The 25851-nt window shown below is 33.4% G+C and carries 26 protein-coding genes; 12 read left to right on the forward strand and 14 right to left on the reverse strand.

Annotated elements, in window-relative coordinates; translation table 11 throughout:
• Positions 1-72 precede the first annotated feature (72 nt).
• From gldG to Q0772_RS10345, 5 genes are all read right to left on the reverse strand, one after another.
• The gene (gene gldG / locus Q0772_RS10325) at positions 73-1740 is read right to left on the reverse strand and encodes a gliding motility-associated ABC transporter substrate-binding protein GldG (protein ID WP_298343980.1); all 1668 of its coding nucleotides are present in this window, start codon (positions 1738-1740) and stop codon (positions 73-75) included.
• Complete coding sequence (locus Q0772_RS10330; RefSeq protein ID WP_298343983.1) at positions 1733-2218, reverse strand: hypothetical protein; 486 nt, start codon at positions 2216-2218, stop codon at positions 1733-1735. The genes gldG and Q0772_RS10330 overlap by 8 nt, the downstream gene beginning before the upstream one ends.
• Positions 2219-2935 (reverse strand): gliding motility-associated ABC transporter permease subunit GldF, encoded by a 717-nt coding sequence (gene gldF / locus Q0772_RS10335; RefSeq protein WP_298344637.1) that lies wholly within the window; start codon positions 2933-2935, stop codon positions 2219-2221.
• A gap of 114 nt (positions 2936-3049) precedes the next feature.
• Entirely contained in the window at positions 3050-3346 is a 297-nt protein-coding gene (locus Q0772_RS10340; RefSeq protein WP_298343986.1) for an antibiotic biosynthesis monooxygenase, read from the reverse strand.
• A 14-nt stretch (positions 3347-3360) separates the two neighbouring features.
• Entirely contained in the window at positions 3361-4254 is an 894-nt protein-coding gene (locus Q0772_RS10345) for an SAM-dependent chlorinase/fluorinase (RefSeq protein WP_298343989.1), read from the reverse strand.
• 156 nt (positions 4255-4410) lie between these two features.
• Between Q0772_RS10345 and Q0772_RS10350 the strand changes: the two genes are divergently transcribed.
• Together Q0772_RS10350 and Q0772_RS10355 are read left to right on the forward strand one after the other, a co-directional pair.
• Positions 4411-5364 carry a PhoH family protein gene (locus tag Q0772_RS10350; RefSeq protein ID WP_298343992.1) on the forward strand — a complete coding sequence of 318 codons (954 nt, stop codon included), beginning with the start codon at positions 4411-4413 and terminating at the stop codon, positions 5362-5364.
• A 230-nt stretch (positions 5365-5594) separates the two neighbouring features.
• Positions 5595-6542 (forward strand): phosphoribosylaminoimidazolesuccinocarboxamide synthase, encoded by a 948-nt coding sequence (locus tag Q0772_RS10355; protein ID WP_298343994.1) that lies wholly within the window; start codon positions 5595-5597, stop codon positions 6540-6542.
• A 39-nt stretch (positions 6543-6581) separates the two neighbouring features.
• Here the strand turns inward: Q0772_RS10355 and Q0772_RS10360 are convergent, their stop codons facing one another.
• The 7 genes from Q0772_RS10360 to Q0772_RS10390 all read right to left on the reverse strand — a co-directional run bounded on the left by Q0772_RS10360 (position 6582) and on the right by Q0772_RS10390 (position 11608).
• Positions 6582-7469: a linear amide C-N hydrolase gene (locus Q0772_RS10360; RefSeq protein WP_298343998.1), complete on the reverse strand. Its 888-nt coding sequence runs from the start codon at positions 7467-7469 to the stop codon at positions 6582-6584.
• Positions 7470-7869: 400 nt separating this feature from the next.
• Positions 7870-8271: a DUF2452 domain-containing protein gene (locus Q0772_RS10365; protein ID WP_298344003.1), complete on the reverse strand. Its 402-nt coding sequence runs from the start codon at positions 8269-8271 to the stop codon at positions 7870-7872.
• Positions 8272-8284: 13 nt separating this feature from the next.
• Positions 8285-8449 carry a Lacal_2735 family protein gene (locus tag Q0772_RS10370; protein WP_298344640.1) on the reverse strand — a complete coding sequence of 55 codons (165 nt, stop codon included), beginning with the start codon at positions 8447-8449 and terminating at the stop codon, positions 8285-8287.
• Between the two features lie 263 nt (positions 8450-8712).
• Complete coding sequence (locus Q0772_RS10375) at positions 8713-9156, reverse strand: hypothetical protein (protein WP_298344004.1); 444 nt, start codon at positions 9154-9156, stop codon at positions 8713-8715.
• A 207-nt stretch (positions 9157-9363) separates the two neighbouring features.
• The gene (locus tag Q0772_RS10380) at positions 9364-10011 is read right to left on the reverse strand and encodes an HAD family hydrolase (RefSeq protein WP_298344007.1); all 648 of its coding nucleotides are present in this window, start codon (positions 10009-10011) and stop codon (positions 9364-9366) included.
• 129 nt (positions 10012-10140) lie between these two features.
• Positions 10141-10512 (reverse strand): TfoX/Sxy family protein, encoded by a 372-nt coding sequence (locus Q0772_RS10385; RefSeq protein WP_298344009.1) that lies wholly within the window; start codon positions 10510-10512, stop codon positions 10141-10143.
• Positions 10499-11608 carry a heparan-alpha-glucosaminide N-acetyltransferase domain-containing protein gene (locus Q0772_RS10390; RefSeq protein ID WP_298344011.1) on the reverse strand — a complete coding sequence of 370 codons (1110 nt, stop codon included), beginning with the start codon at positions 11606-11608 and terminating at the stop codon, positions 10499-10501. Before Q0772_RS10390 ends, Q0772_RS10385 begins: the two co-directional genes overlap by 14 nt.
• Before the next feature lie 85 nt (positions 11609-11693).
• Here Q0772_RS10390 and Q0772_RS10395 point away from each other — a divergent pair, with 85 nt between their 5' ends.
• The 6 genes from Q0772_RS10395 to Q0772_RS10420 all read left to right on the forward strand — a co-directional run bounded on the left by Q0772_RS10395 (position 11694) and on the right by Q0772_RS10420 (position 18821).
• Entirely contained in the window at positions 11694-13058 is a 1365-nt protein-coding gene (locus tag Q0772_RS10395) for an alanine/glycine:cation symporter family protein (protein ID WP_298344014.1), read from the forward strand.
• A 193-nt stretch (positions 13059-13251) separates the two neighbouring features.
• The gene (locus Q0772_RS10400) at positions 13252-13509 is read left to right on the forward strand and encodes a DUF4212 domain-containing protein (RefSeq protein WP_298344018.1); all 258 of its coding nucleotides are present in this window, start codon (positions 13252-13254) and stop codon (positions 13507-13509) included.
• Entirely contained in the window at positions 13499-15226 is a 1728-nt protein-coding gene (locus tag Q0772_RS10405) for a sodium:solute symporter family protein (RefSeq protein WP_298344021.1), read from the forward strand. The genes Q0772_RS10400 and Q0772_RS10405 overlap by 11 nt, the downstream gene beginning before the upstream one ends.
• Before the next feature lie 220 nt (positions 15227-15446).
• On the forward strand, positions 15447-17354 hold the full coding sequence (acs, locus tag Q0772_RS10410) for an acetate--CoA ligase (protein ID WP_298344023.1): 1908 nt from the start codon (positions 15447-15449) through the stop codon (positions 17352-17354).
• 110 nt (positions 17355-17464) lie between these two features.
• Positions 17465-18031: a Crp/Fnr family transcriptional regulator gene (locus Q0772_RS10415; protein ID WP_298344026.1), complete on the forward strand. Its 567-nt coding sequence runs from the start codon at positions 17465-17467 to the stop codon at positions 18029-18031.
• Positions 18032-18086: 55 nt separating this feature from the next.
• On the forward strand, positions 18087-18821 hold the full coding sequence (locus Q0772_RS10420; RefSeq protein ID WP_298344028.1) for an acyl-CoA desaturase: 735 nt from the start codon (positions 18087-18089) through the stop codon (positions 18819-18821).
• 72 nt (positions 18822-18893) lie between these two features.
• On the opposite strand, the gene Q0772_RS10425 is transcribed toward Q0772_RS10420, so the two are convergent.
• Positions 18894-19508, reverse strand: coding sequence for a fumarylacetoacetate hydrolase family protein (locus Q0772_RS10425; protein ID WP_298344031.1), 615 nt, complete (start codon positions 19506-19508; stop codon positions 18894-18896).
• 229 nt (positions 19509-19737) lie between these two features.
• Between Q0772_RS10425 and Q0772_RS10430 the strand changes: the two genes are divergently transcribed.
• Entirely contained in the window at positions 19738-21510 is a 1773-nt protein-coding gene (locus tag Q0772_RS10430) for an ABC transporter ATP-binding protein (RefSeq protein WP_298344034.1), read from the forward strand.
• A 5-nt stretch (positions 21511-21515) separates the two neighbouring features.
• Positions 21516-22034, forward strand: a complete 519-nt coding sequence (locus tag Q0772_RS10435) for a DinB family protein (protein ID WP_298344037.1) — start codon at positions 21516-21518, stop codon at positions 22032-22034.
• 1 nt (position 22035) lies between these two features.
• Here Q0772_RS10435 and Q0772_RS10440 read toward each other — a convergent pair whose 3' ends face one another.
• Positions 22036-23241, reverse strand: a complete 1206-nt coding sequence (locus tag Q0772_RS10440) for a multidrug effflux MFS transporter (RefSeq protein ID WP_298344040.1) — start codon at positions 23239-23241, stop codon at positions 22036-22038.
• Positions 23242-23418: 177 nt separating this feature from the next.
• On the opposite strand from Q0772_RS10440, the gene Q0772_RS10445 reads away from it, so the two are divergent.
• Together Q0772_RS10445 and Q0772_RS10450 are read left to right on the forward strand one after the other, a co-directional pair.
• The gene (locus tag Q0772_RS10445) at positions 23419-24060 is read left to right on the forward strand and encodes an acyloxyacyl hydrolase (protein ID WP_298344044.1); all 642 of its coding nucleotides are present in this window, start codon (positions 23419-23421) and stop codon (positions 24058-24060) included.
• 165 nt (positions 24061-24225) lie between these two features.
• Positions 24226-25779 carry a hypothetical protein gene (locus Q0772_RS10450; RefSeq protein ID WP_298344048.1) on the forward strand — a complete coding sequence of 518 codons (1554 nt, stop codon included), beginning with the start codon at positions 24226-24228 and terminating at the stop codon, positions 25777-25779.
• Positions 25780-25851 lie beyond the last annotated feature (72 nt).

The raw sequence follows: 25851 nt of genomic DNA on the forward strand, positions 1-25851 counted from the left end.
GTTTAATTTGTAATTATGCTACTTACAAATATATTCCAAAAGGCGGTTATTTGGAAACAAACTTATTAACATTTAAGAAGCGTATCTTTTCTTTCTGAGGTAGTTGAAAACAAAACCAAAGGCAGCAAGTAATGTGAGTGGTAGTAAGATGTTTATAAGTTGCCATTTGGTTTTTTCTGAGGCTATTTTTTGCTGATTTAAGAAGGCTACCGCTATTTCTTTAGACCGAATGTTTATAAGTCCATTATCGTCTAATAAGTAATTAACGGCGTTCAATAAAAATTCCTTGTTGCCATAAGTTTGTCCCGTCCATCTATCAAACCCTAGTTCTTGAGGGGTATTTCTTATCACGTCGTTTTTAATCACATCACCATCAGCTATAACAATCATTTTTGTTGGCGGGCTTTTTATTTTAGCGTTATTAATATTAAAAGGTTTAATACGATTTTCGTAAACCGAAGGAAACTCGCCTTCTAATAGCACTGCAAGTGTTTGATTTCCCTTGTTAAAAACTTGAGGGTTTTGCTCTTTAGTAACCAATTCTAAACTTACTTCGCGTGGTGTACCTTCTAATTTTGTAAGTGGTGCACTTTGAAGTAGAATGGTTTTGTTAAGGTTGTTTTTAAGTGTGTCAATTTGGTTTGCAAAATCAAAACGTACCAAGTTTAAATTATTGACAATAGGATGATTGCTACTAGATCCCGCTAAAGGGGAATAGGGCCATTTTAAATGCTGGAATTGTGATTGACTGCCTTCTCCCATGGCCAAAGTAATAGGCGCAGAGTAAAGTGTACTTACCATATAAGGGTTGATGCGGACGCCATATTTAAAAAAGAAATCGGTTAAATTTAAATCTCTAGGCACCGCATAGTTTTTTCCTGAAGCGTTATATAGACTATCTTTCTCCATAGCCACAGCGTCAATAAGCCAAAGGCTTTTTCCGCCATTCATTGTGTATTGGTCTAAAACCAACTTTTCTTCTTCTGTAAAGGCTTTGGTGGGTTTTGCAGAAATAATTAAATCAAAAGCACCAATAGCTTTTAGGGTGTTTTGCGGATTTGAAGCCACACTATCCAAAGTAAAAGGTGCAATGTAGTAGTATTCTTTTAGCTTTTTAGCGAAGTCTACTAAGTATTTATCCTCTAATTGGTTATTGCCTTTTAAGATGGCTATTTTTTTTCGTTTTGGCTTTATAAGTTTACTAAAGCCATCAGCAAACGCATACTCCAAATGCTGAACAGAATTATTAACCAATTCTTGTTGCGATGCACCAATTTTATTTTTTACTAACGGAATGGTAACTGTTTGCCCATTATAACTTGCTAATGCCCATGGAAAAATAACAGCTTGCGTAGATTTACCTTGCTCTTGTACACTTAATTGCATGGGTGTTAATCCACGTTGAGTAAGTTGTTGGATGTTGCTTTCTCGAGTTGATTCATCTTCAAGTGGATTCAAAAATTTAAAGACAATATTACTGTTTTCGGCTTGAAATTCTTCCAATAGCTGTTTGGTTTCATTTTTAAGTCGTCGAAACTCAGAAGGAAAATCTTCGCCTTCTAAAAATACATCAACTACAATAGGGGAGTCTGTATCTTTAATAATTTCTATAGAAGAATCGCTTAATGTATAACGATTGTCTGAAGTTAAATCGAAACGCTTGTAAACCTTACTGCTAATAACGTTAAGAGCAATTAAAGCAACTACAAGGATTATTATATGTTTTAAATACTTATTCAAAGGTCTTTTCTAATTGATAAGGTCTTACAGATGTAACCATATTATTTTTAAACTGTAGTTCTATACATTCTTGCATATCGTTGAATGCACCGGGTTTAAAACCTAAATTGTAATTCCATTTTTGTTCTGAGTTAGCTTTTATAGCGTTGTCCCAACCATACCATTCTGGTTTTCCTAAAAGGACTTTAATATCATTTTTGTTTTTCCCTATAAACAAACTATCCGTTAAAATTTGATTTGTCATTTCGTAACGTAATGCCGGTTTGTCTTCCCAAGCTTCAGCATCAAAATATTTTTCGTGATGGTAGCTACTAAATATATTTAACATCGGATAAAACAAATAAAAATATACAACAGGAGTTAATACTAAACTGACTAAAAATGTCAACCATTTGCGTTTATCTATGGTATTTACAAATAACCAAACGACTATAAAAACCACCACTAGAAAAATGACAAATAAAGGTGATACAATCATTTATTTTACTTTGTTAATATTTAGTTTAGTTAGCATTAAAAAGAACAACGTAACGCTTAAAAAGTAGATGATATCTCGGGTATCTAAAACACCACGGCTCATACTTTTGTAATGCGTACTCATGCCTAATTGCTCTATAAAATCACTTGAGATAAACTCTGCAACACCTTCAAAACCAATATAAAAGATAAAACAAATAAAAACCGCAGATATAAACGCTACAATTTGATTATCTGATAATGTTGAAGCGCATATACCAATAGCTGTATAAGCCGTTACTAAAAATAATAAGCCAAAATAAGAGCCCCAAATGCTTCCCATATCCAGATTGCCAATAGGGTTACCCAATTGATAAACGGTGTACACATATAGCAAAGTGGGCAAAAGCGCAATTAATATTAAAACAAGCGCACCAAAATATTTACCTAAAACAATATTAAAATGGGAGATAGGTTTTGTTAAAAGCAACTCCAAAGTGCCTTGTTTCTTTTCATCTGAAAAGCTTCGCATAGTAACAGCAGGAATTAGGAATATCAAAATCCAAGGTGCCAATAAAAAGAAGGATGATAAATCTGCAAATCCGTAATCTAAAATATTGAATTCACCTTTAAATAACCAAAGGAACAACCCATTTAAAACTAAAAAAATAGCAATAACCAAATACCCTATTGGAGAAGCGAAAAATGAGTTTATTTCTTTTTTTAAAATTGCTAGCATTTCTTTTTCGATATGTATGCCATTACAAGGAGGTAACGACATGGTAATCTTTCTATAATTTAACAGATTGTCACAACAAATTTATTAATTTGTTTCGCAATGACGGTTCATTTGTTACTCCAAACTTTCCAACTTATCAACACTCCAAGCTTCAGGCCTAATACTAAAAAGGGGTTTTACTTTACTCCAAACCGTATTAAATAATTCCGACTTTCTATAATTTTCCAAGGCTTCTTCAGACTCCCAATGACTGTAAGTAAAAAATATACTAGGATCGTTTTTATCTCTATACAATTCTAAAAATCCGCAACCTTCAAAAGCTCTAATTTGGGTTTTTGTATTGTCAAAATTCTCAAGAAATACTTCTACATTTTGTTTGTAAAATCCCATTTTTACTATTCTTACTAGCATAAATATTTTTTAAATTAGTAGTCCGCAGCTTTAGTTATATTCTGCGGGATTTCAATACCTTCAGGTATAATAGGTTTTGCTACAAAACTAATACTCACAGCATCCATTAAACCTAAGCCTAAAAGTGTAGATGCACTTCCAACGGTATCACTATTACTTTTATAAACTGCAATTTCTAAAAAATCTCCAGAATTAAAAACCACAAGTTTTCTACCCTCATCGTTTCGTTTGTTTTCCGGAATTTCAAAATTTACAATATCACTGTATTTATTAAGAATCTTTTTAAAAGTGTAATTACGAGCCGAAATTTCAAAATCACGCCCTTTTTGAACAGTTTCAAAAAAACTACGCTTAATATTGGTTACTACATTGCCATAATTATCAATATATATTACGCTACCTATAATCTGTGTTTTGTCATCATTAACGTAAGGCACAATGTTTTTAATAGGTTTTATCTCAGAAATGGTTTTTCCAATAACCTCTAAAGTACCACCACGGGCAATATGGCAGGCCACTTTTACAAAAACATCTAAAACAGGAAAACTAGTTTGAATTTTATCATGGATATTGATTTCAACAATTTTCTCTGGTGCAATTTCAGAGCATATCATACTCATAATACCATTATTAGCACAAACAAAGTAGTGTTCGTCTAGCTTAATGGCAATATGTTTGTTCTCTGGGTTAATTTCAGAATCAATGCCTATAATATGAATGGTCCCTTTTGGAAAACTGTTATAAGCATTTTGAATAATGTAAGCCGCTTCAGGAATATTAAAAGGGGAAACAGAGTGTGAGATATCAACAATTTTAACATCGGGTAGTTCACTGTAAATAGCGCCTTTTGTCGCGCCAGCAAAGTGATCTTTTTCCCCAAAATCAGTTGTTAAAGTTATAATTGCCATAGGCAAAATTGTTGATATGTTTTTAATGTTAACTCACCCAAAATTATGTATTTTTGGGTTTGAGAGATGATATACAAAACTAATAAATCATTTTATCTAAGTAAACATTATTTCAATATATTATACTTGTAAATCTTTTAAACTTATAACACGCTTTTGAACGAAATTATTATTGAACTTGAAGAAATAACTCCAAAAGAATTTTTTGGAGCTCAAAATGCAAACATAGAACTTCTTAAAAAGTACTTTCCTAAATTAAAAATTGTAGCTCGCGGTAACAAAATTAAAGCCTTTGGTGATGAAGAATTATTAGAGGAATTTGATAGACGCATTACCATGCTATTAAAACATTTCGGGAAGTATAATAAACTTGATGAAAACACAATAGAACGTGTCCTAACGAGCCAAAGCAGTGATGATTATACAACGTCTAAAGCTAGTGGAGAAACCATAGTACATGGTGTAGGCGGTAAATTGATAAAAGCTCAAACGGCTAATCAACGCAGACTCGTGGATAGCATGCACAAAAACGATATGGTATTTGCTATTGGTCCAGCAGGAACGGGAAAAACCTATACAGGTGTTGCCTTAGCTGTACAAGCCTTAAAAAATAAAGAGGTTAAGCGTATTATTTTAACACGTCCTGCAGTAGAGGCTGGAGAGAATTTAGGGTTTTTACCTGGCGATTTGCAAGAAAAATTAGATCCCTATATGCAACCGCTTTACGATGCATTACGAGATATGATTGCGCCAGAAAAATTAGCTAGTTACATTGAAAAAGGTACCATCCAAATAGCGCCATTAGCCTTTATGCGTGGACGAACCTTAGACAATGCTTTTGTGATTCTAGACGAAGCACAAAACACCACCCATGCCCAAATGAAAATGTTTTTAACACGTATGGGTAAACATGCAAAGTTTCTTTTAACAGGCGATCCTGGGCAAATTGATTTACCTCGTCGCACCATTTCTGGTTTAAAAGAAGCGCTATTAATTTTAAAAAATGTTGATGGCGTAGGTATCATCTTTTTAGATGACAAAGATGTAATTCGCCATAAACTTGTAAAGAAAGTTATTGAAGCTTATAAAAGCATAGAAAATAGAGACTAATGTTTTTTTTAGGAGCTATTTCCCGCTTTCCGCTATATCTTTTTTTTGTAGAAAAAAAGGATGCCGCTTCAATCGGGGCTAGGGCTTTTTAGAATAAACAACGAACCGTCATTGCGAATCACACTTTTTTGTGTGATGTGGCAATCTGTTAAAAAGGAAGAGATTACCACGTCGCAAAAAAATGCTCCTCGTAATGGCGATATTAAATAAACTCATAAACATTAAAAAAAATGAGTAACACCATAATAGACACCAATTTCAATTTCCCAGGACAAAAGAGTTTATATAAAGGAAAAGTTCGGGCCGTCTACAATATTAACGACGAAGAACTAGTCATGGTTGCCACCGATAGATTATCTGCATTCGATGTTGTTATGCCAAAAGGCATTCCGTATAAAGGACAAATTCTCAATCAAATTGCTACCAAAATGATGGCGGCTACCGAAGATTTAGTTCCCAATTGGCTAACCGCAACACCAGATCCTAATGTTGCTGTTGGGCATTTATGCGACCCCTTTAAAGTAGAAATGGTAATTCGTGGGTATATGTCAGGTCACGCAGCTCGTGAATATAAAGCAGGCAAGCGTATGCTATGTGGTGTGCCTATGCCAGAAGGTATGAAAGAAAATGATGCCTTTCCAGAGCCTATCATCACACCAGCTACTAAAGCAGAAATGGGTGATCATGATGAGGATATTTCCAGAGAAGACATACTAGCAAAAGGTATTGTTTCAGAGGAAGATTATGTGATTTTAGAAGATTACACGCGCAAATTATTTCAGAGAGGTTCAGAAATTGCAGCGTCAAGAGGTTTAATTTTAGTAGATACCAAGTATGAATTTGGTAAAACAAAAGATGGCAAAATTGTATTAATTGATGAGATTCACACCCCAGATTCTTCACGCTATTTTTATGCTGAAGGCTATCAAGAACGTCAAGATAGAAGTGAAGCTCAAAAGCAATTAAGCAAAGAGTTTGTACGCCAATGGTTAATTAGTAATGGGTTTCAAGGTTTAGAAGGACAAACGGTACCGCATATGAGCGATGAATATATAGAAACAGTTTCTGAACGCTATATAGAACTTTACGAAAACATCACAGGCGAAACCTTTGTAAAGGCAGATGTGTCCAATATTCAAGAGCGTATTGAAGCTAATGTTTTAGCGTATTTGAAATAATATACTAAAGTTAAAAAGTATGTTTGTAATTGTATTGGACTATAAATTATTTATAGTCCAATCACTTACTCCATATTCTCTTGTGTATATAACTTTATTAATTAAATCTTTGATTATTTGTATTTGAGTATATATCGGTTTTCCACTAAAACTAGAACCACAATCAATACCCTTAATTAAGCTAGCGGAATCAATTATTTTTTTACTTAAATAAATTGCTTCAGATACTCCAGTAACTAAATTTGTAGAATAGTTTAACATGGTATTTACTCTTGTAAATCTTGAAGTAGACATCCAATCTCCTGGTATTCCAAACATGCCTTGACCGTGGAACTGATCGCCTGAATCAGGAAGCGTTGCTCCTGGAAACCAATTTTTACAATTTGCATAGTTGTTCTGGTTTTCTAACTGGAAATTTAAATCAGGGTTGTTTGTTAAAACTTTTGTTTTATTAGGTGTACAAATAACTTCTCCATTTTTGAATTCTATCACTAAACTATTACCAGAAGAATCAAACAAAATATAATGGTATTGCCACTTACTATGTATATTTAAATTTGCAAGTAAGGATGATACTTGATTCAAGTTACCTACCTGAGCTAATATATAATTTACAAAGTCATCAGACGAAATAACATTACCAGATTTACTTGTAGGATATTGTGCATTGGCTAGATTACCACTTATCGAAATTCCAACAGAGTTCATACCTTCAAATGGAATTGGATAGTTGGAATCACTAACAACTGATGCAACAGTACAAATTTTATATAATGACGTCCAAGTAACACCATTGTTTAGAACAGAAGAAAAAACGTTACCTGTTGGTGTGATAATAGTCTTATAACTATTACTTTGATCATAATCAAGAGATCTGCCTGTTATGGCAAATAGATTGGATTTGTAAGCTAAAAATGATGTACACATGTTTTTGTTTTTTAAATGATTACTTGGCTTTAGAATTTCATGTCACACTGAGAGTTTCAGTATGTGTTAAAATTAGAATTTTCCTACTTGTAAAACAATACGTATTTGTACGTAATTTTTTATAATTATTTATGTTTTGTGAGATACCAAAAATCGTATGGATATACTAAGAGTAATTTTAGGATGTTTCAAGTAGTTTATTGAATTATTTCGAAGTATAATAAGAATGATAAATAAATCAAGTTATTTATTGTGTTACAATTTAGCGAATAACTTATCGGTATATGTGCTATTCTTTTTTGACATAGTTAATAAATAACACCTGTTAAATCACATTCGCGTAACACTAAAACGTGTTTTTAAGGTAGAGTGATGTTGTAATAAGTAACTTAGTTATAAGCTAGACTTTTTGCCACGTTTGGTCTGCATTTAAATAAAAACTGCCTAATGCGTTAAAGTTACACTCATTAGGTGCAATTAATGATAAAAACGTTTCGCCATTATCCCGCTTGTATAAATGATATACTTCACCAATAACAGGTTCAAACGTAAATTTAGCATCAAAAATAAGTTTGTTGTATTCAAACTCTTCCATCATCTTTTTGTATTCGGCTTGGAGTTCTAAATATTTAGTTTCTATTTTATGGTTTATTTTGGTGATGCTTCTGTTTTTCCAAGGCGTGTTATCTGTAGAGCTAATAACAGGTGCGCCAACTGAAGTTGCATAAGGCTTTAGCGCAGCGTCATAGGCTTCAGTTTCGGTATTAAACACAACGTTATCAGGCTTTTTGTCTGCTTTCATGGTAAACAAAGGCTTAGCCTAATTTTTCAATTTGTTTCATAATCTCGTCAGCCTCATATGCTTTTTGGTCGCTCATCTTTCTATTGGTAGTAGAAAGTTTGTGCGTCTCTTCCAAAAGCTTTTTGTATTGATCTTGTAGTTTTTCTTTCTCTGATTTCTTTTTAAATAATCCAAACATATATCGCTTTGCTAAATGATTTTTTAAGACTAAAATCATAGTTATTTACACAAAGATACAATTTTGTTTAATTTTTGTAAAAATAAGTTAAACAAAATTGTTTTGGTGTTTGTTTTTTTTAGCGATTATCGGTCTAGTGTATGATTTCGTTGCGTGTGCAGGCACTAAAGTTAGCAAATAAATCAACAGATAGAAAGTCCGCAAGGACTTTCGTAAGTAGCCTTTACTAGCAATGAATTATACACAGTGTTGTTTGTAGTTATTCATTCCACTTTTCCATTTAGTCCATTCCAAGTCAGAGTTTCTTTTTCCAATTTGGAAAATTCACGGAATAGTTGTCCAAGTTTTTTCAATTCCGCTGGTTTGCATTGTATATTAAATTCAGATATGGATTTTTCAATTCCGTCTTCATTATTATTCAACCTAATTCCGACTAAACAGTCACTCGTTTGTTTTATTAATGAGAATTCACACTTAAAATAGAATGCAAATCTATCCTTAGGTTTTTCCGAACCCAATTCCCATAAATATTTCTTCTCGTCTTTAAATGGGAAATCTTCAAGAACGTCCGCTAATTTTTTAAGCCTATCCGCATTGTCATAAATCTCAAGTTGTCCCATACTGTCTCCATTTGAAGCCTTAAAAATCAAATTAATGTGATAAGGTTCTTCATAAGGATTTCGAGTTATTTTAATTGACTTTTCCAATTATCAGTAGGTTCTATTTAATTACACACAATGTTTAGATATGGTTTCGTTTTAATGAACTATATCGTTCGATACTGAAACAAGTTCAGCACAAGTAAGCGAAGTTATATTTTTCTCATTCAAAAATCAATAAGCACAACTATTTATTTTAAAGCAATATTTTAATCTGTTTTAGAAATATTTTGAGCATCAATACGCTAATTGTACTTAAACTAGGTTAAGCAAATCCTTAGGCGTTTGCAATATAAAATCTGCACCTTGGGCTATTAATTCTTGCGGGTCTCTAAACCCCCACGATACCCCAACAACACACATATTGGCGTTTTTTGCTACTAAAATATCAACGTCAGTATCACCAACGTAAATGGCTTCTTCAGGGTTTATATTTAGCGTTTCGCAAAGTTGCAAAAGCACTTCTGGGTTTGGTTTTTTTAAGGCTTCGTCTTTTAATCCTAAAACAGGGGTAATATATTCTGGTAATAATGCTGAAGCTACTTTTTTAGTTAAGCCATCCTCTTTGTTAGATAAAATGGCAAGTTTTAAACCTTTATTATGTAGCGTATCTAAAAGCTCTAAAATGCCTTGGTAAGGTTCTGTTTTATAAGTACAACATGCGCTATACACCTGCATCATATCGTTAAGACATAAATTTACCTCTGTTGTGCTGGTTTTATTTTTGGGTAAGGCTTTTATAACCAAGCTTTTTACACCGCTACCCACAAAGGTTTTATAAGTATCGTAATCGTAGGTGGGATAGTTTCGTTTTTGCAGTACAACATTCATAGCATCTGCGATGTCTTTTATGGAATTTACCAGTGTACCATCTAAATCAAAAATAACAGCTTTATAAGTCATAATTTTTTAATCAAAACTAATAATTAAACCTCATAATTCTGTAGTTTTTTGGTAGCCATTTCTATAATTATTTAAAGGCATGTTATCTTTAAGTTTGAGAACCTCTTCAATAGATAAAATAATACGTTTTTAACTATTTCGTTTTCTAGATTTACTTGCCTTAGCCAATGGATTAAAAGCTAAACATAAATCTATCCAATACGATAATTCACTTTCAGTATCAAAACCATCTGGAGTAACAAAAATATACCCTTTCATTGGGCGTCCTGTAAAATCCATGGGTAAACATTCGGGTTTATCAATTACTTTTAAATAAGAGTCTTCGCCTATTCGAGCCATTAATAAACTGTCTCCAAATTTTTTATCGATATGAATACCACAAAGCATTTTATCATCTACTTTAAAGCATAAACCTCCCATCATTTTTAGTTCTGAAAAACCAATATGTTTTTCTTTGAGTTGTTGACGGATTCTATCTGCTAAATATTCATCGTAAGCCATCTCTTTTAGTTTTAATAGTATCTACCAATTTTCGTATTAGATTATAAACAAAAGTATTGGTTTTAGCATAGTGAAACGAAATAAAACAAACCATAACCATAAACAAGATGGCCCCAAATATTGCGGTAGATGGCTCTAAAGATTTACTTAAAAACCTTTTTAATCCATAACCAGTAAAGCTTCCGTAGAGTAAAATAAAATGTATAACATAAATGGAAAGCGTTTTTTCACCAATTCGTGCAATAATAGATTGTTTTAAAAAGTTTTCGAAAGCATAAAATACTCCAAATAAGATAAGAACATTTCCTAAACGGGTGAATAGAAAATTATAATCGGCACTCAGTTTAAATAATTCAATATTTGTAAGATAGCTAAGTCTGGTAAGGAATAAAGAAGAAAAATAAATAAGAAATAAGCCTACAATAAAAAAGGTTATGATTGTTGAAATTTTGAATCGTCCTCGATGTAGATGTCTGAAAAAGACAGTAGAAATAAAGGCTCCAAAAGCTGAATATCCAAACCAAGGTAAAATAGTAAATACCGATCCATGTGAACTAGTAATGTAATTGGCTATAAATGTTGGTATAGTTTCTAAAGTTAGATTTCTGTAAAGTGGTTCTGTAACAAAACAAATACATCCTATGGAAAAAAGCACTAGTGAAAAAAAGTAACTGTATTTCTTAAATAAGACGTGTAATATAATTAAGAAAATTAATGATAAACCGATGCATTGCAAGACATCTATTACAAAAAAGTATGGGTTAAAATATCCTGATAACCAACTTACTAAGTTAATTCGTAAACTATAGCCAATCCCTAGAAGAAGTAATCCTCTAAAAAGCCCTTTTTTAATTCTTGCCTTATCATTGCCTTTGGAATAAGCACGCAATAACAAGTAAGTAAAAACTAATCCAGATATAGTAAAAAAAGTTGGTGCTGTAATACCTCTAAAATAAGACCAGATATTGTATAAGGTGTTAGAATTATCTCTATAAGCAGGAGACAATAATGTGTCTATAAAATGACCTTGAAGCATCATTAAAATAGCAAATGCTCTAACAGCGTCAATAAAATATAGGCGATTAGATTGCACCATAAGTTAGTTTAGTATGCCTAAATATACTTTATAATTAATTGAAATATTTGTAAAGTGATATATTTATAAAATATAAAACCTTTTTATGGAGCAACTCATTAAAGATTTTTCAAATTATGCTTGGGGCTTACCCTTGGTAATTTTGTTAATAGGTGGCGGGCTATATTTATTGGTTTTGTCTAGGTTTTTACCATTTCGATACTTAGGTCATGCGATTGATGTACTTAGAGGTAAATATGATCACCCCAATGACCCTGGACAAATCTCACACTTTAAAGCGTTAACTACAGCTTTGTCTTCTACAATTGGTATGGGAAATATTGCAGGTGTAGCTGTAGCTATTTCTATTGGTGGCCCCGGGGCGATGTTTTGGATGTGGATAAGTGCCATTGTGGGGATGTCCACCAAATTTTTCACATCAACTTTAGCTATTATGTATCGTGGAAAAGATACTGCTGGCGAGATTCAAGGTGGCCCCATGTATTTTATAACTGAAGGTTTAGGAAAGGCATGGAAACCTCTGGCTGTAATGTTTAGTTTATTAGGTATGTTAGGCGCATTACCTGTTGTTAATGTTAATCAGTTAACACAAGCCATAAATGATATTGTATTAATTCCAAATGGTGTAGAAGTCGGTTTAAAATCGAATTTAATTTTGGCGTTCATTCTTGTTTCTTTAACGTCGGTAATTATTCTTGGAGGGCTAAATCGCATTAGTAATGCAGCTTCCAAAATGGTGCCTTCTATGGTCATATTATATTTTGTTTTAGTGCTGTATATTCTAATTTCTAATTATGAAGTAGTACCAAAATATTTTATGATGATTTTTACAGATGCATTTTCAGCTGATTATTACAAAGGTGATGCGTTTATGGGAGGTGTTTTAGGTGCCTTAATTTTACTAGGAATTCGCCGTGGAGCATTTTCAAACGAAGCTGGAATTGGTACTGCGCCCATGGCTCATGGTGCAGCAAAAACTGATGAACCCGTTCGTGAAGGCTTAGTTGCTATGTTAGGACCAGCTATTGATACTTTAATAGTTTGTACATTAACAGCATTGGCTATTTTAGTTACAGGTGTATGGCAAACCACTTCGGATAATGGTGTAAGTTTAACAGCTTCTGCTTTTAATTATGCAATGCCTGTTTATGGTAAATATTTGCTTATGGTTTGTGTGGCTATTTTTAGTATTTCATCATTGTTTTCGTATGCTTATTATGGATCTAAATGTTTGTCTTTTTTAATTGGCGCTGATAAAAAGCATTATTATAATTACATTTATATCTTGAGCATTATACTTGCTGCAACAACGCCTTTTAGTGTGATGTTAAATTTAATTGACGGTGTTTTTGCACTTATGGCAATACCCACTATGTTGGCAACTATTATTATGGCACCTAAAGTGGTTAGAGAAATTAAGGCTTACTTAAAAAGATTAAATAAAACTTAAAATATTAATAGATGTATAAATTCCATTCCTTGGAGGGGTTAGGAGTGGGTTGCGTTAGGGATTGCAGTGGAAATCCTTTTTGTGAGACTATCAAGACCAAAATATTTTTTGGTTGAAGATGACGAAGCGAAGCTTACAAAAAGATTGTAACGTAAAGCCCGACCCTTGTGGTAACGCCCAAAAAATAAAAATCATGACAAATAAAAAAAATGCGAAAGCCTATTGGAAAGAGAATATAAAGTACGTTCTGATACTGATGACGATATGGTTTTTGGTATCCTATGGAGCTGGAATCCTGTTTAAAGATGCATTAGACACCATTAAAATTGGAGGTTTTAAACTAGGGTTTTGGTTTGCACAACAAGGTGCCATGTACGTGTTTGTTATTCTCATTTTTGTTTATGTGAGATTGATGAATAAACTCGATAAAAAATACGGATATGATGTTTAGTTTGTTTCTCACAGAAGGTTTAGGTATTCAAAAATGGACTTATATTTTAGTGGGCCTAACGTTTGCATTGTACATTGGTATTGCCATTTGGTCTAGAGCAGGATCAACAAAAGAATTTTACGTAGCTGGTGGTGGCGTTTCACCATTAGCCAATGGTATGGCAACTGCTGCCGATTGGATGAGTGCCGCATCGTTTATTTCAATGGCGGGCATTATATCCTTTGCAGGGTATGATGGAGCAGTGTATTTAATGGGTTGGACTGGTGGTTATGTGCTTTTGGCACTACTTTTAGCACCCTATTTACGGAAGTTTGGAAAGTTTACAGTGCCCGATTTTATAGGCGATAGATACTATTCTAACACAGCACGATCTGTAGGTGTATTTTGTGCACTTATTGTTTCGTTTACCTATGTGGCAGGACAAATGCGAGGTGTAGGTTTAGTATTTTCTCGTTTTTTAGAAGTTGATATTAATACAGGGGTTATAATCGGTATGATTATCGTTTTGTTTTATGCCGTTTTAGGCGGTATGAAAGGCATTACCTATACACAAGTTGCACAGTATTGTGTGTTAATTTTTGCCTTTATGGTACCCGCAATTTTTATTTCTATTCAAATGACGGGAAACCCAATTCCGCAATTAGGGTTTGGAAGTACATTAGCAGATGGTTCTGAAACGTATTTACTAGATAAATTAGATGGTTTAAGTACCGATTTAGGGTTTACAGCTTATACAAAGGGCTCAAAATCTACTATAGATGTTTTTGCAATTACCCTAGCCCTCATGGTTGGTACAGCAGGCTTACCACATGTTATCGTTAGGTTTTTTACAGTAAAGCGCGTAAAAGACGCCCGAAAATCGGCAGGCATTGCATTGTTGCTTATTGTTATTCTATACACAGCAGCACCAGCAGTTGCCGTATTTGCAAGAACAAATATGATTGAAACGGTTTCAAACCAACCTTACGCCAATGTGCCAGAGTGGTTTAAAAAATGGGAAACCACAGGTTTAATAACATTTACCGATAAAAATGGAGACGGTCGCATTCAATACCTAGCAGATACCACTAAAAACGAACTAGTTGTAGATAATGACATTATGGTGTTGGCAAATCCAGAAATCGCACAATTGCCAGATTGGGTTATCGCTTTAGTAGCAGCAGGCGCTTTAGCAGCAGCACTATCAACAGCTGCAGGATTGTTGTTAGTAATTTCAGCATCGGTTTCACACGATTTAATTAAAAAAATGATAAACCCTAACATTTCAGAAAAAGGCGAACTTATTGCAGCGCGCTTATCGGCAGTTGCAGCCGTTTGCGTAGCGGGTTATTTTGGCATAAATCCCCCAGGCTTTGTTGCAGCAACTGTAGCCTTAGCCTTTGGTTTGGCAGCAGCCTCATTTTTTCCAGCAATCATCCTAGGTATTTTTTACAAAAAAATGAATAAAGAAGGCGCCATTGCAGGAATGGTTGTAGGTATAACAGCCATGTTACTCTACATGATAAAATATAGATTAGGTTGGTTTGATGACGTCACCCCAAATAAAAGCGAATGGTGGTTTGGTATATCACCCGAAGGTTTCGGCACTGTAGCCATGGTATTAAATTTCATAGTATCTGTGATTGTAATGCAGTTTACACCAGCACCTCCAGAAGATGTTCAAGAAATTGTTGAAAATATAAGAATACCAAGCGGTGCTGGCGATGCTACACATTAATTTTTTTGGGCGCTCCCAGCGGGCGGGCTTTACGTTGCAAGTCCTCGCACCTCCTGCGTCGGGCTGTGGGCTTTCCACTGCAATCCCTAGCGCATTTATCCGCCAAGGTAAGTACTTTCAAAAGCGTATAGCATGTTTGCCATAAACACTAAAAAACCACTATATTTTGTTATTTTTAGAATTTTAAATTTTAAATGCACCACTATAAACCTAAAAACTAATGAGCAATTACCATATAAAACATTTAGAGGAATATTATCAAGTATACCGCAAATCGGTTAGAGAACCCGAAAATTTTTGGGAAGAAATAGCCGAAGAACATTTTATGTGGCAACGCAAGTGGGATAAGGTGTTACGTTGGGATTTTTCTAAACCCGAAGTAAAGTGGTTTGAAGGCGCTCAACTTAATATTACCGAAAACTGTATAGACCGCCATTTGGCAACGCGCGGTGATAAAACAGCGATACTTTTTGAACCTAACGATCCTAAAGAAGCGGCAGAACATATCACGTACCAGCAATTGCACGAACGTGTTAACAAATTTGCTAATGTTTTAAAAAGTCAAGGCATAAAAAAGGGCGACCGTGTCTGCGTGTATTTGCCAATGATTCCAGAATTAGCAATTTCTGTTTTAGCATGTGCCAGAATTGGTGCCATTCATTCAGTAGTATTTGCAGGGTTTTCGGCAACGGCATTATCTACTCGAATTAATGATTCAGATTGTAAAATGGTAATCACCAGCGATGGGTCTTATCGTGGTGCTAAAACCATAGATTTAAAAGGTATTGTAGACGAAGCATTAGAAAGTTGCGCAGGTGTAGCTTCTGTTTTAGTTGCAAAACGTATCCAATCTGATATTAATATGACCTCAGGACGCGACCATTGGTTACAACCACTTTTAGATACTGCATCAACACATTGCGACGCAGAAGTTATGGATGCCGAAGACCCATTATTTATTCTCTACACCTCTGGTTCTACAGGCAAACCAAAAGGTATGGTGCATTCTACAGCTGGTTATATGGTGTATGCAGCTTATACCTTTAAAAACGTGTTTCAGTATAAAGAAGATGACGTGTATTGGTGTACTGCCGATATTGGTTGGATTACAGGGCACAGTTATATTGTTTACGGCCCGTTAGCAAATGGCGCAACAACCGTAATGTTTGAAGGCGTACCAAGTTATCCAGATTTTGGGCGCTTTTGGGAAGTTGTAGAAAAGCATAAAGTAAATCAGTTTTACACCGCACCAACAGCTATTCGTGCCTTAGCAAAACAAGGTGCAGCATTGGTAGACGCCTACGATTTGTCTTCATTAAAAGTCTTGGGATCCGTTGGCGAGCCCATAAACGAAGAAGCGTGGCATTGGTATAATGATAATATTGGTAAAAAAAAGAGCCCTATTGTAGATACATGGTGGCAAACTGAAACTGGTGGTATTATGATAACGCCAATACCATTTGTAACGCCAACAAAACCCACTTACGCTACCTTGCCATTTATAGGCATTCAGCCAGCACTTATGGATGAAAATGCTAAAGAATTAAAAGGCAATCAAGTAGATGGGCGACTGTGTATAAAATTTCCGTGGCCAAGTATGGCACGTACCATTTGGGGTAATCATCAACGGTATAAAGACACCTATTTTTCAGCCTTCGAAAACATGTATTTTACAGGCGATGGTGCGTTGCGTGATGAGGTTGGGTATTACAGAATTACTGGGAGAGTAGACGATGTTATTATTGTATCTGGACATAATTTAGGAACCGCCCCAATTGAAGATGCTGTAAACGAGCATCCTGCTGTGGCAGAAAGTGCAATTGTTGGCTTTCCGCACGATGTAAAAGGCAATGCGCTTTATGGCTATGTTATTCTAAAAGATACAGGAGAGTCTCGAAATCATGATAACTTACGAAAAGAAATTAATCAAATTATAACAGAACATATTGGCCCAATTGCTAAATTAGATAAAATTCAATTTACATCAGGTTTACCAAAAACACGTTCTGGTAAAATTATGAGGCGTATTTTACGAAAAATAGCGCACAACGACACAAGTAATTTGGGCGATACTAGCACCTTATTAAATCCAGAAGTAGTGCAAGATATTATGGATAATGTACTCTAATATTTACATAGAAAACAACACTTTTATAAAACACAAGTTTAACTTGTGTTTTATTGGTTTTATAAGGTTTGTAATCATAAAATAACCTTATTTTTGACCTTCAATACTATATGGAAAATATTAGAACATATTTGGAGAAAACAGTTGCTATAAGCGAGAGTGATTGGTTGTTATTTTCTTCAAAATTAAAATATAGTACTTTTAAAAAAAAGGAGAAATTGATTTCTCTAGGAGAAAAGGAGCATTACATTTCTTTTATTGAAAAAGGTGTTGCGCGTTTTACCATACCAAAAGCGGCTAAGGACATTACGTTTGGGTTTTGTTTTGAAAACGAATTTATAAGTGCTTACGATTCCTTTTTAACAAGAACACCATCTTTATATGACATTGAAGCGTTAACCGACATGTCGCTCTGGCGCATTTCTTATGACGATTTACAAGAAATTTATGCCAAAACCGCTGTGGGTAATACCATAGGTAGGCTCTCTACAGAGCGCTTATTTCTAATTAAATCTAAACGAGAGCAATCGCTTTTAAACGAAACAGCTACCCAACGCTATCTTAACTTGTTTACCGAGCGCCCAAACTTGATAAAAGAAATTCCACTAAAATATATTGCCTCTTACATTGGTGTTACAGCACAGGCATTAAGTAGAATTCGTAATGCCATTTCTTAACATAGGTTCATTTTAGATATCAGCCACATTTAAGACCTTTACCCAAAATGAAACTATGAAAATTATTATTCTAATTATTGTGTTGTGGTATTCTGGTTTGTTTTTTCAAACATTCTTTTTACATCGCTACGCTGCACACCAAACCTTTACCATGTCTAAATTAGGAGAGCGGGTTTGTTATGTGTTAACTTGGATATTTCAAGGTTCTAACTATTTAAGTGCCTATGGGTATGGTGTTATGCATAGAATGCACCATGCGTATGCTGATACCGAAAAAGATCCGCATTCGCCAAAATACGATACTAACGTTTTTGCGATGATGTGGCGTACAAAAAACACATACCAAGATATTAATAGAAAACGTATTGCAGTACCAGAAAAATTTACCAAAAATGTACCACAATGGGAGTCGTTTGATAAATTTGCAAGCTCAAAAGGGTCTCGATTAGTGTTTACGGCTACATATATAAGTTTTTTTGTTGCTTTTGCAACAGCATGGTGGCAATGGTTGTTATTACCAATAGCCATTTTAATGGCGCCAATACATGGCGTAATTATTAATTGGTTTGCCCATATTTATGGGTATACAAATTTTAAAGTAAGTGATACGTCTAAAAACTTATTTCCTGTTGATGTATTGATGATGGGCGAAGGCTATCATAACAACCATCATAAAAATGGAGGAAGAGCAAATTTTGGAGTGCGTTGGTTTGAGATAGATATTACCTACTGTATTATGGTAGTGCTAGATAAACTTAAACTGATAAAAATTAAAAAGACAGCACATTAATATAAACATAAAAAAACCTGCGAAGTTTCATAGGTTTTTTTGTTTTGTGGCGTTATTCGTTTTTAAATAATATTATATCAACTTAAAATCTAAAAGGAGTTCGCCCTCAACATAGGCCTGTAAATGGTCGCCTTTTACATTTTCTCCAGCACCAGTTGCGGGTGTTCCAGTAAAAATCAAATCACCAGGCTCTAATGTCATGTATTTTGAAACAAATGCGATAATTTCGGCGAAATTGTAAATCATATGACTTGTATTTCCATGTTGTACTTCCTTGCCATTAATGTTTAAGCTAAAATTAATATTATTTATGTCGCTAAATGTTGTAATGGCCTTAAATCCGTTTACAGGCGATGCACCATCGAAACCCTTAGCTAAAGCCCAAGGCCCTTTGTTTTCTCTACTAGCACTCAACACATCTTTTGCAGTATAATCAATGCCTACACCAATGTGGCTAATGTAAGATGCAGCATCACTTTTAGAAATATCCTTACCTGTTTTTCCTATTTTGGCCACTAGCTCTACTTCATAAATTAAAGCGTTTGTTATTTTCGGGAAAATCACATCTTTATTATCTGTTACAAGTGTGCTTTCTGCCTTAATAAATATAAGTTGATGCCCTGTTTTAAGTGGCGCAATATCAGCTGTGTTGTTTACGTAGTTTTTACCAATTCCAATTATTTTCATCTGTTCAGTTTGTATCAATGTTATGTTTCAAAAGTAATAAATGAAACCAGTATCACGAATTTTTTTGCCAATATTTAGCTTGAATTTATGGATTGCTAGAACTAGATTGTTTGTTTAGAATATCATTTAAACGCGAGAGCGTAAACATTGCCAATATGTATCATTTCTACCATGGTTTAATAGTATAGTTTTTAAGAAAAACTTACCTTTCAGGATTCAAAACTATAGCATGCAGCATCTTCAAAACACATCAAAAACTAAGAGTAGATCTAAACCAAAAGTAACGATGGCGCAAGCCTTTAAAACAATTATTTGGCCAAGGCGAAAATTAGTGTTTTTGGGTTTGATACTTATTGTAATTCGTAGTTTAGCTGGTTTAATTTTACCATGGCAAAGTAAGGTACTACTTGATGAGGTTGTCCCAAGTAAGGATACATCGCAAATTTATACGCTAATAGCTGTAGTAATTGCAGCCATAACAGTACAGGCCACAACATCATTTGCTTTAACTAGAATATTAAGTGTGCAAGCGCAATATTTAATAAGTGAGTTGCGTGCTCAGGTTCAAAAAAAAGTACTGTCTTTACCCATTAGCTTTTTTGATAATACAAAATCTGGCGCATTGGTATCAAGAATTATGAGTGATGTTGAAGGCGTTAGAAATCTTATAGGAACAGGATTGGTACAATTGGTAGGCGGCACATTTACTGCTATAGTTTCGTTGATTATTTTAATAAAATTAAACCCATGGATGACACTTTTTGTGTTTATCCCACTTTCAATATTCGGGTATATTGCGCTTAGAGCTTTTAAATATATTCGTCCTATTTTTAGAACAAGGGGTAAAATAAATGCAGAAGTAAAAGGGAGACTCACCGAAACTTTAGCAGGTGTTCGTGTTATAAAAGCTTTTAATGCAGAAGCCCAAGAAAACCAAATTTTTGAAAAGGGTGTAGATAAGTTATTTCAAAATGTAAAAAAGAGTTTGACCGCCACTGCGTTAATGACGAGTTCGTCAACATTTTTAATAGGTGTTGCCACAACCGGTATTATGGGTATTGGAGGTTATTATATGATTCAAGAACAAATGACGACGGGTGATTTTCTGTTCTTTACGTTAGTACTTGGTTTTATGATAGCGCCCATAGTACAAATGAGCAATATTGGAAGCCAACTTACCGAAGCGTTGGCAGGTTTGGATAGAACCGAAGAATTAATGAATATGGCAGCTGAGGAAGATGACCAACAACGTACCATCACACTAAAGCATTTAAAAGGTGATATAGTTTTTGATGACGTATCATTCGCCTATGAGGAAGATAAAACCGTACTACATCATATTAGTTTTAACGCGCCAGCGGGTTCTGTTACAGCTTTAGTAGGAAGTTCGGGTTCTGGAAAATCTACAATAGCTGGTTTATCGGCCACGTTTTTAAATCCGAAATCAGGAAAAATTACTATTGATAATAAAGATGTATCAAAAGTAAAATTAAATAGCTACCGCCAATATTTAGGCGTGGTTTTGCAAGATGAGTTTTTATTTGAAGGCACCATTAGAGACAATATTTTATTTCCAAGACCTAATGCTACTGAAGATGAATTGCAAAATGCAGTTAAAGCGGCTTATGTTGATGAATTCACCAATAGGTTTGATGATGGTTTAGAAACACTAATAGGAGAACGCGGTGTAAAATTATCTGGTGGACAACGGCAACGTTTAGCCATTGCACGTGCTATTTTGTCGAACCCTAAAATTATAATTTTAGATGAAGCTACTTCAAATTTAGATACCGAAAGTGAGGCTTTAATTCAAAAAAGTTTAAATGCATTGGTGAAAGATAGGACTACAATAGTAATTGCGCACCGCTTAAGTACCATTAAAAAAGCAGACCAAATTTTGGTGATTGAAGCAGGAAAAATAGTAGAGCGCGGTACGCACGATACTTTGATAGAAAAAGGCGGACGCTATTATGATTTATACACCTACCAAGCAAAAATTTAAAACCTATGAAAGTAACAGATTTAAGTCCATTAGAGTGTAACGCTTATTACGAAACGTATACCAATAAGGTTTCAAAAGACATCACATTAATTGATGGTTTTATTGATGCAAAAAATAGTGTTGTTGATTTTTTTAAATCTATTCCTGAGCATAAATTAGAATATCAATATGCCTCAGATAAATGGAGTATAAAAGAAATTCTTCAGCATATTATAGATACAGAGCGTGTTTTTATGTATCGTTGTTTTAGAATTGCAAGACATGATACTAAACCTTTGGCTGGATTTGAACAAGACGATTTTATTAATCCTTCAAACGCTAATAAAAAAACATTAGATGATTTATTGGAAGAATATAAAACAGTACGGCAAAGTTTTATTGAATTACTAAAAAGTTTAAATACCACCGATTTAAAATTTATAGGACATGCCAGCGGCAATCCACTTTCAGCAAGAGCTGCAGCGTTTATTATACTTGGGCACGAAATACACCATATTGATGTTATAAAGGATCGCTACTTATAATTTATGAAATACTGGTGTTTAGATGCTTTTTCATCATTAGAAAAACAGAAACGGATAGTAACCCAAAAATAGAAAAACCTATAAATAAGGGTAGGACAGAGGTAGAAACAAAACTACCAATATAATTTGCTATTGGAACCGCTAAAACCGTACTGATAAAACCGTTTATTGCAGCACCTATACCTGCAATATGACCTAAAGGTTGCATAGCAATTGCGCGGAGGTTACCAAATAAGAAGCCTACAGCAAAAAACTGTAATGCAAAAAAAGATAACAAAATTAAAATATCAGGGTTCTTACCTGAATGAAATAAAACAACATATAAAATAGACACGATAGAGTAAGCAATAGCAGCTACATATGCCATATTCCACATTCCAAATCGTTCCACAAGCCTGCTGTTTAAATATGTTGCGAAACCTACTGATATGGCTAAACTTGCAAAAATGTATGGGAATAACTCTGCTAAATCGTATTGCTCTTGAAATATTTGTTGCGATGTGCTTAAATACACCATAAAAGATCCTGTTATAAACCCAGATACAAATGTGAATGCAACAGCTTCTTTATATTTAAAAAATTCTTTAGTGCCATCTATAAAAAGATGCAGAGAGAATTTTATTCGTTTTTCTTTCGGAAGCGTTTCCTCTTGTCGTAACCAAAACCAAATCATTATAATGACGCCAAATATCAAATTAAAGAAAAAAACAGATTGCCAATTGAAAATTTGAATAATCCATTGCCCTAAGGTTGGCGCAACAACCGGAACTAAAATGAAAAACATAACTATAATTGACATTATTTTAGCCATATAATCGCCACTAAACAAATCTCTAATCATAGATAATGCAATACTTCTTGGAGACGATAAACCCACACCTTGTAGAATTCTACCCAAAATCATTACCTCAAAGTTTTTAGTAGACACACAAATAATACTCGCAATTATAAAAAGTACAAAGCCAAAATACACCATAGGTTTTCTACCAAAACTATCAGATAAAGGCCCGAAAATTAATTGTCCGAAACCCAAACCTAGAAATATCATGGTAATGAGTAATTGGTTATTGTTGGTGTCGGTCACTCCAAGATGGTTTCCAATTTCGGGAAGTGCGGGCAACAAAGCGTCAATAGATAATGCAACAATAGACATTAAAGACGCCATTAATGCTACAAATTCTAGTTTAAATTCATGGGGTTTTTCCATGAAGCAAAAGTACTTCAATTAAAATCAAAATAAACATATCATTAATCTATTAATACAATATAGGCATTGATAAATAATATGTTTACTTTTTAGGGAATTTTATCTAAACTTTTTAATATTATATTTACCGACGGATTTATTCGGATTAGTCATAATATCAAAATTATTAACATTTAAATGAGATTAAGTTTTAGTATCGTTTTATTATTTGCAGGACTATTTGTTTTCAATACAAATCTTATCAATGCTCAAATTAAAAAGGAAAATTTAAAATTTGGATTTACTTATGGTACAGGTGCACAAGATAAATTTCCATTTAATGCAGATGACTATATTCATGAAGTCGATTTTTATAAAATTCAAATTAATTATAGATTTAAAGATAAGCGAAAATGGGCTTTTGAAGTAAATTTAGAGCCTAGTTTTAATATCGTTGAACACCAACTTTTAAATAGATTTTATATTAAACCAAGTGATGCTGATAATTACGAGGAGTTAACCGAATTGTACATGCAGAGAAGAACTTTAAAAGAGTATGTTTTAAATTGTGGTTTTATCTCTAGGTATAAAATTTACAATGGAATAAGTTCTTATGCAATTATTAGTGTTGGACCAATGTATGCAGATAAAGCAACTGAAAGATTAGCAAAAGGTTTTGCTTTTTCAGATATTTTTGGACTTGGCTTATCTTATGAGATAAATAAACTTCAATTTGATTTACGATATTCTGTAAGACATACTTCTAATCTTGAATTTAAACAGCCCAATGGTGGGCATAATACCACCAATATGGAATTCTCATTATTGTTAAATATTTAAAAAAACACTTGCTTTTTTTATTATATTTTTAATTTTTGATTAAACAATATATAAATAAACTGATTTTTTAGAAAAACAGAGTTGCATTGGATGTAAAATTCAATATATTCACTTTATAAGTTTCTAATTATTAAGGCGAATAAAACCATATATGGTATTTTTTTGTTGTGGATAGTATCACAACAATGCATAGGACAAAATGTTAGTCCTTATTTACGTTATATAGACGCTGCTTCAGATAATTTAGATGTAAGTTTAAAAACTGCTCAAACTTATCTGGACTCTATTCCCAAGCCACATGAAAATTATATAAGTGGTCATTTAGATGAGTTTTATATCATCCAGGGACATATTTATGGTTTAAAAAATGAGGATGCTAAAGCTTTTCAATCCTTTCTTAGTGCACTAAAATATTCTGAAATTGATAAGGATTACCTTGTAGCAGGCGATGCGAATATTCAATTGTTTAGATGTGTTTTTCCTGATGTTAATGATAGTATTTCTTTAAACTATTTAAATCAAGCTGAGCATTATTTTAAACTTAGCAATGATGTTTATGGACTATATGAGGTTGAACTTATAAAATCTTACATAACTTACTTAAAAGAGGATTACTATGGGAGTATTTTAAAATTACTTCCAAATCTTGAAAAGTATAAAGCAGTGCTTAACGAAGATGGTTATATTTATATGGAAGCTAACGCACAAATAGCACTTAGTTATCTAGCTATAGATAGTTTGCCTAAGGCACAAGCATATTTTAAAGAGTTTAAAACAACAAAAGATAATCCAACAATTACCGCTTTTAATTATTGGTCATTTGAGGCTTCTATATATTTTGAGATGGCTGAGTATTTTTTTAGACAAAAGCAATTAGATTCATGTGAAAATTATTTAATCAATACAAAGGAGCAATTAAACTATTTAGATGACACCTATATTGCTAGTTACTATGCACTCAATATTGATTTACATAAAAAAAAGAAAAATTTTGATTTAGTTGAAACATATTTAGACTCTTTAAAAGATTTTCAATATGATATGCTAGAGATTAATAGAGACGCATCGTTATCAATTAACCAAAGTATTAATGATGTAGAATCAAAGCTAAAGCATAAAAATAGAATTACTAAGAAGCAAAAAACATTGATTTTTTTGTTGATATCAATTGTCCTTATATCTAGTTTTTTTTACTACTTATTTTATAAGAAGAAGAGTAATCAACTTAAAGAAGCATCAAAGGTAGTTGATTCTCTTTCGTATGTTAAGTCTAACAACGAGCAGTTAGCTCTTAAAATGCGTGGGTTTGAAGAGTATTTAACACATTTGAAAAATGAAGTAAAAGATATTTCTTCTCTAAAATGTTTAGAAATCCAAAAAACAAGAATAAAAGAATTATATGTAAGACTACATGTTAATTCATCTACTATTTTAGATAAGAGCGAAAGCCATTTAGAATTGGTAAACCATCTAAATATTGAATTTTTTAAGAATATTAAAGAAGTGCATCCAAAACTTAATAAATCTGAAGTTATAATTTGTTATTACTTATTCATGGGTTTTACAAATAAAGAAATAACTGTGTTTTTGAACACAACTATCAGATCAGTTGAAAGTAGACGATATAGAATTTCTAAAAAAATAAACCTTGTAAAAACGGACACAACACTTCTTGACTATTTGCAAGATACTTTTTCTTATACTTTAAAAGAGGCTTGATAAATTATTTTTAGTAATATATGCTTATTTGTTATTATCAATAATTAACCAAGTGTAACTACTTGTTTTTGT

This window comes from uncultured Algibacter sp. (genome assembly GCF_947490405.1).
GTDB lineage: Bacteria > Bacteroidota > Bacteroidia > Flavobacteriales > Flavobacteriaceae > Algibacter_B.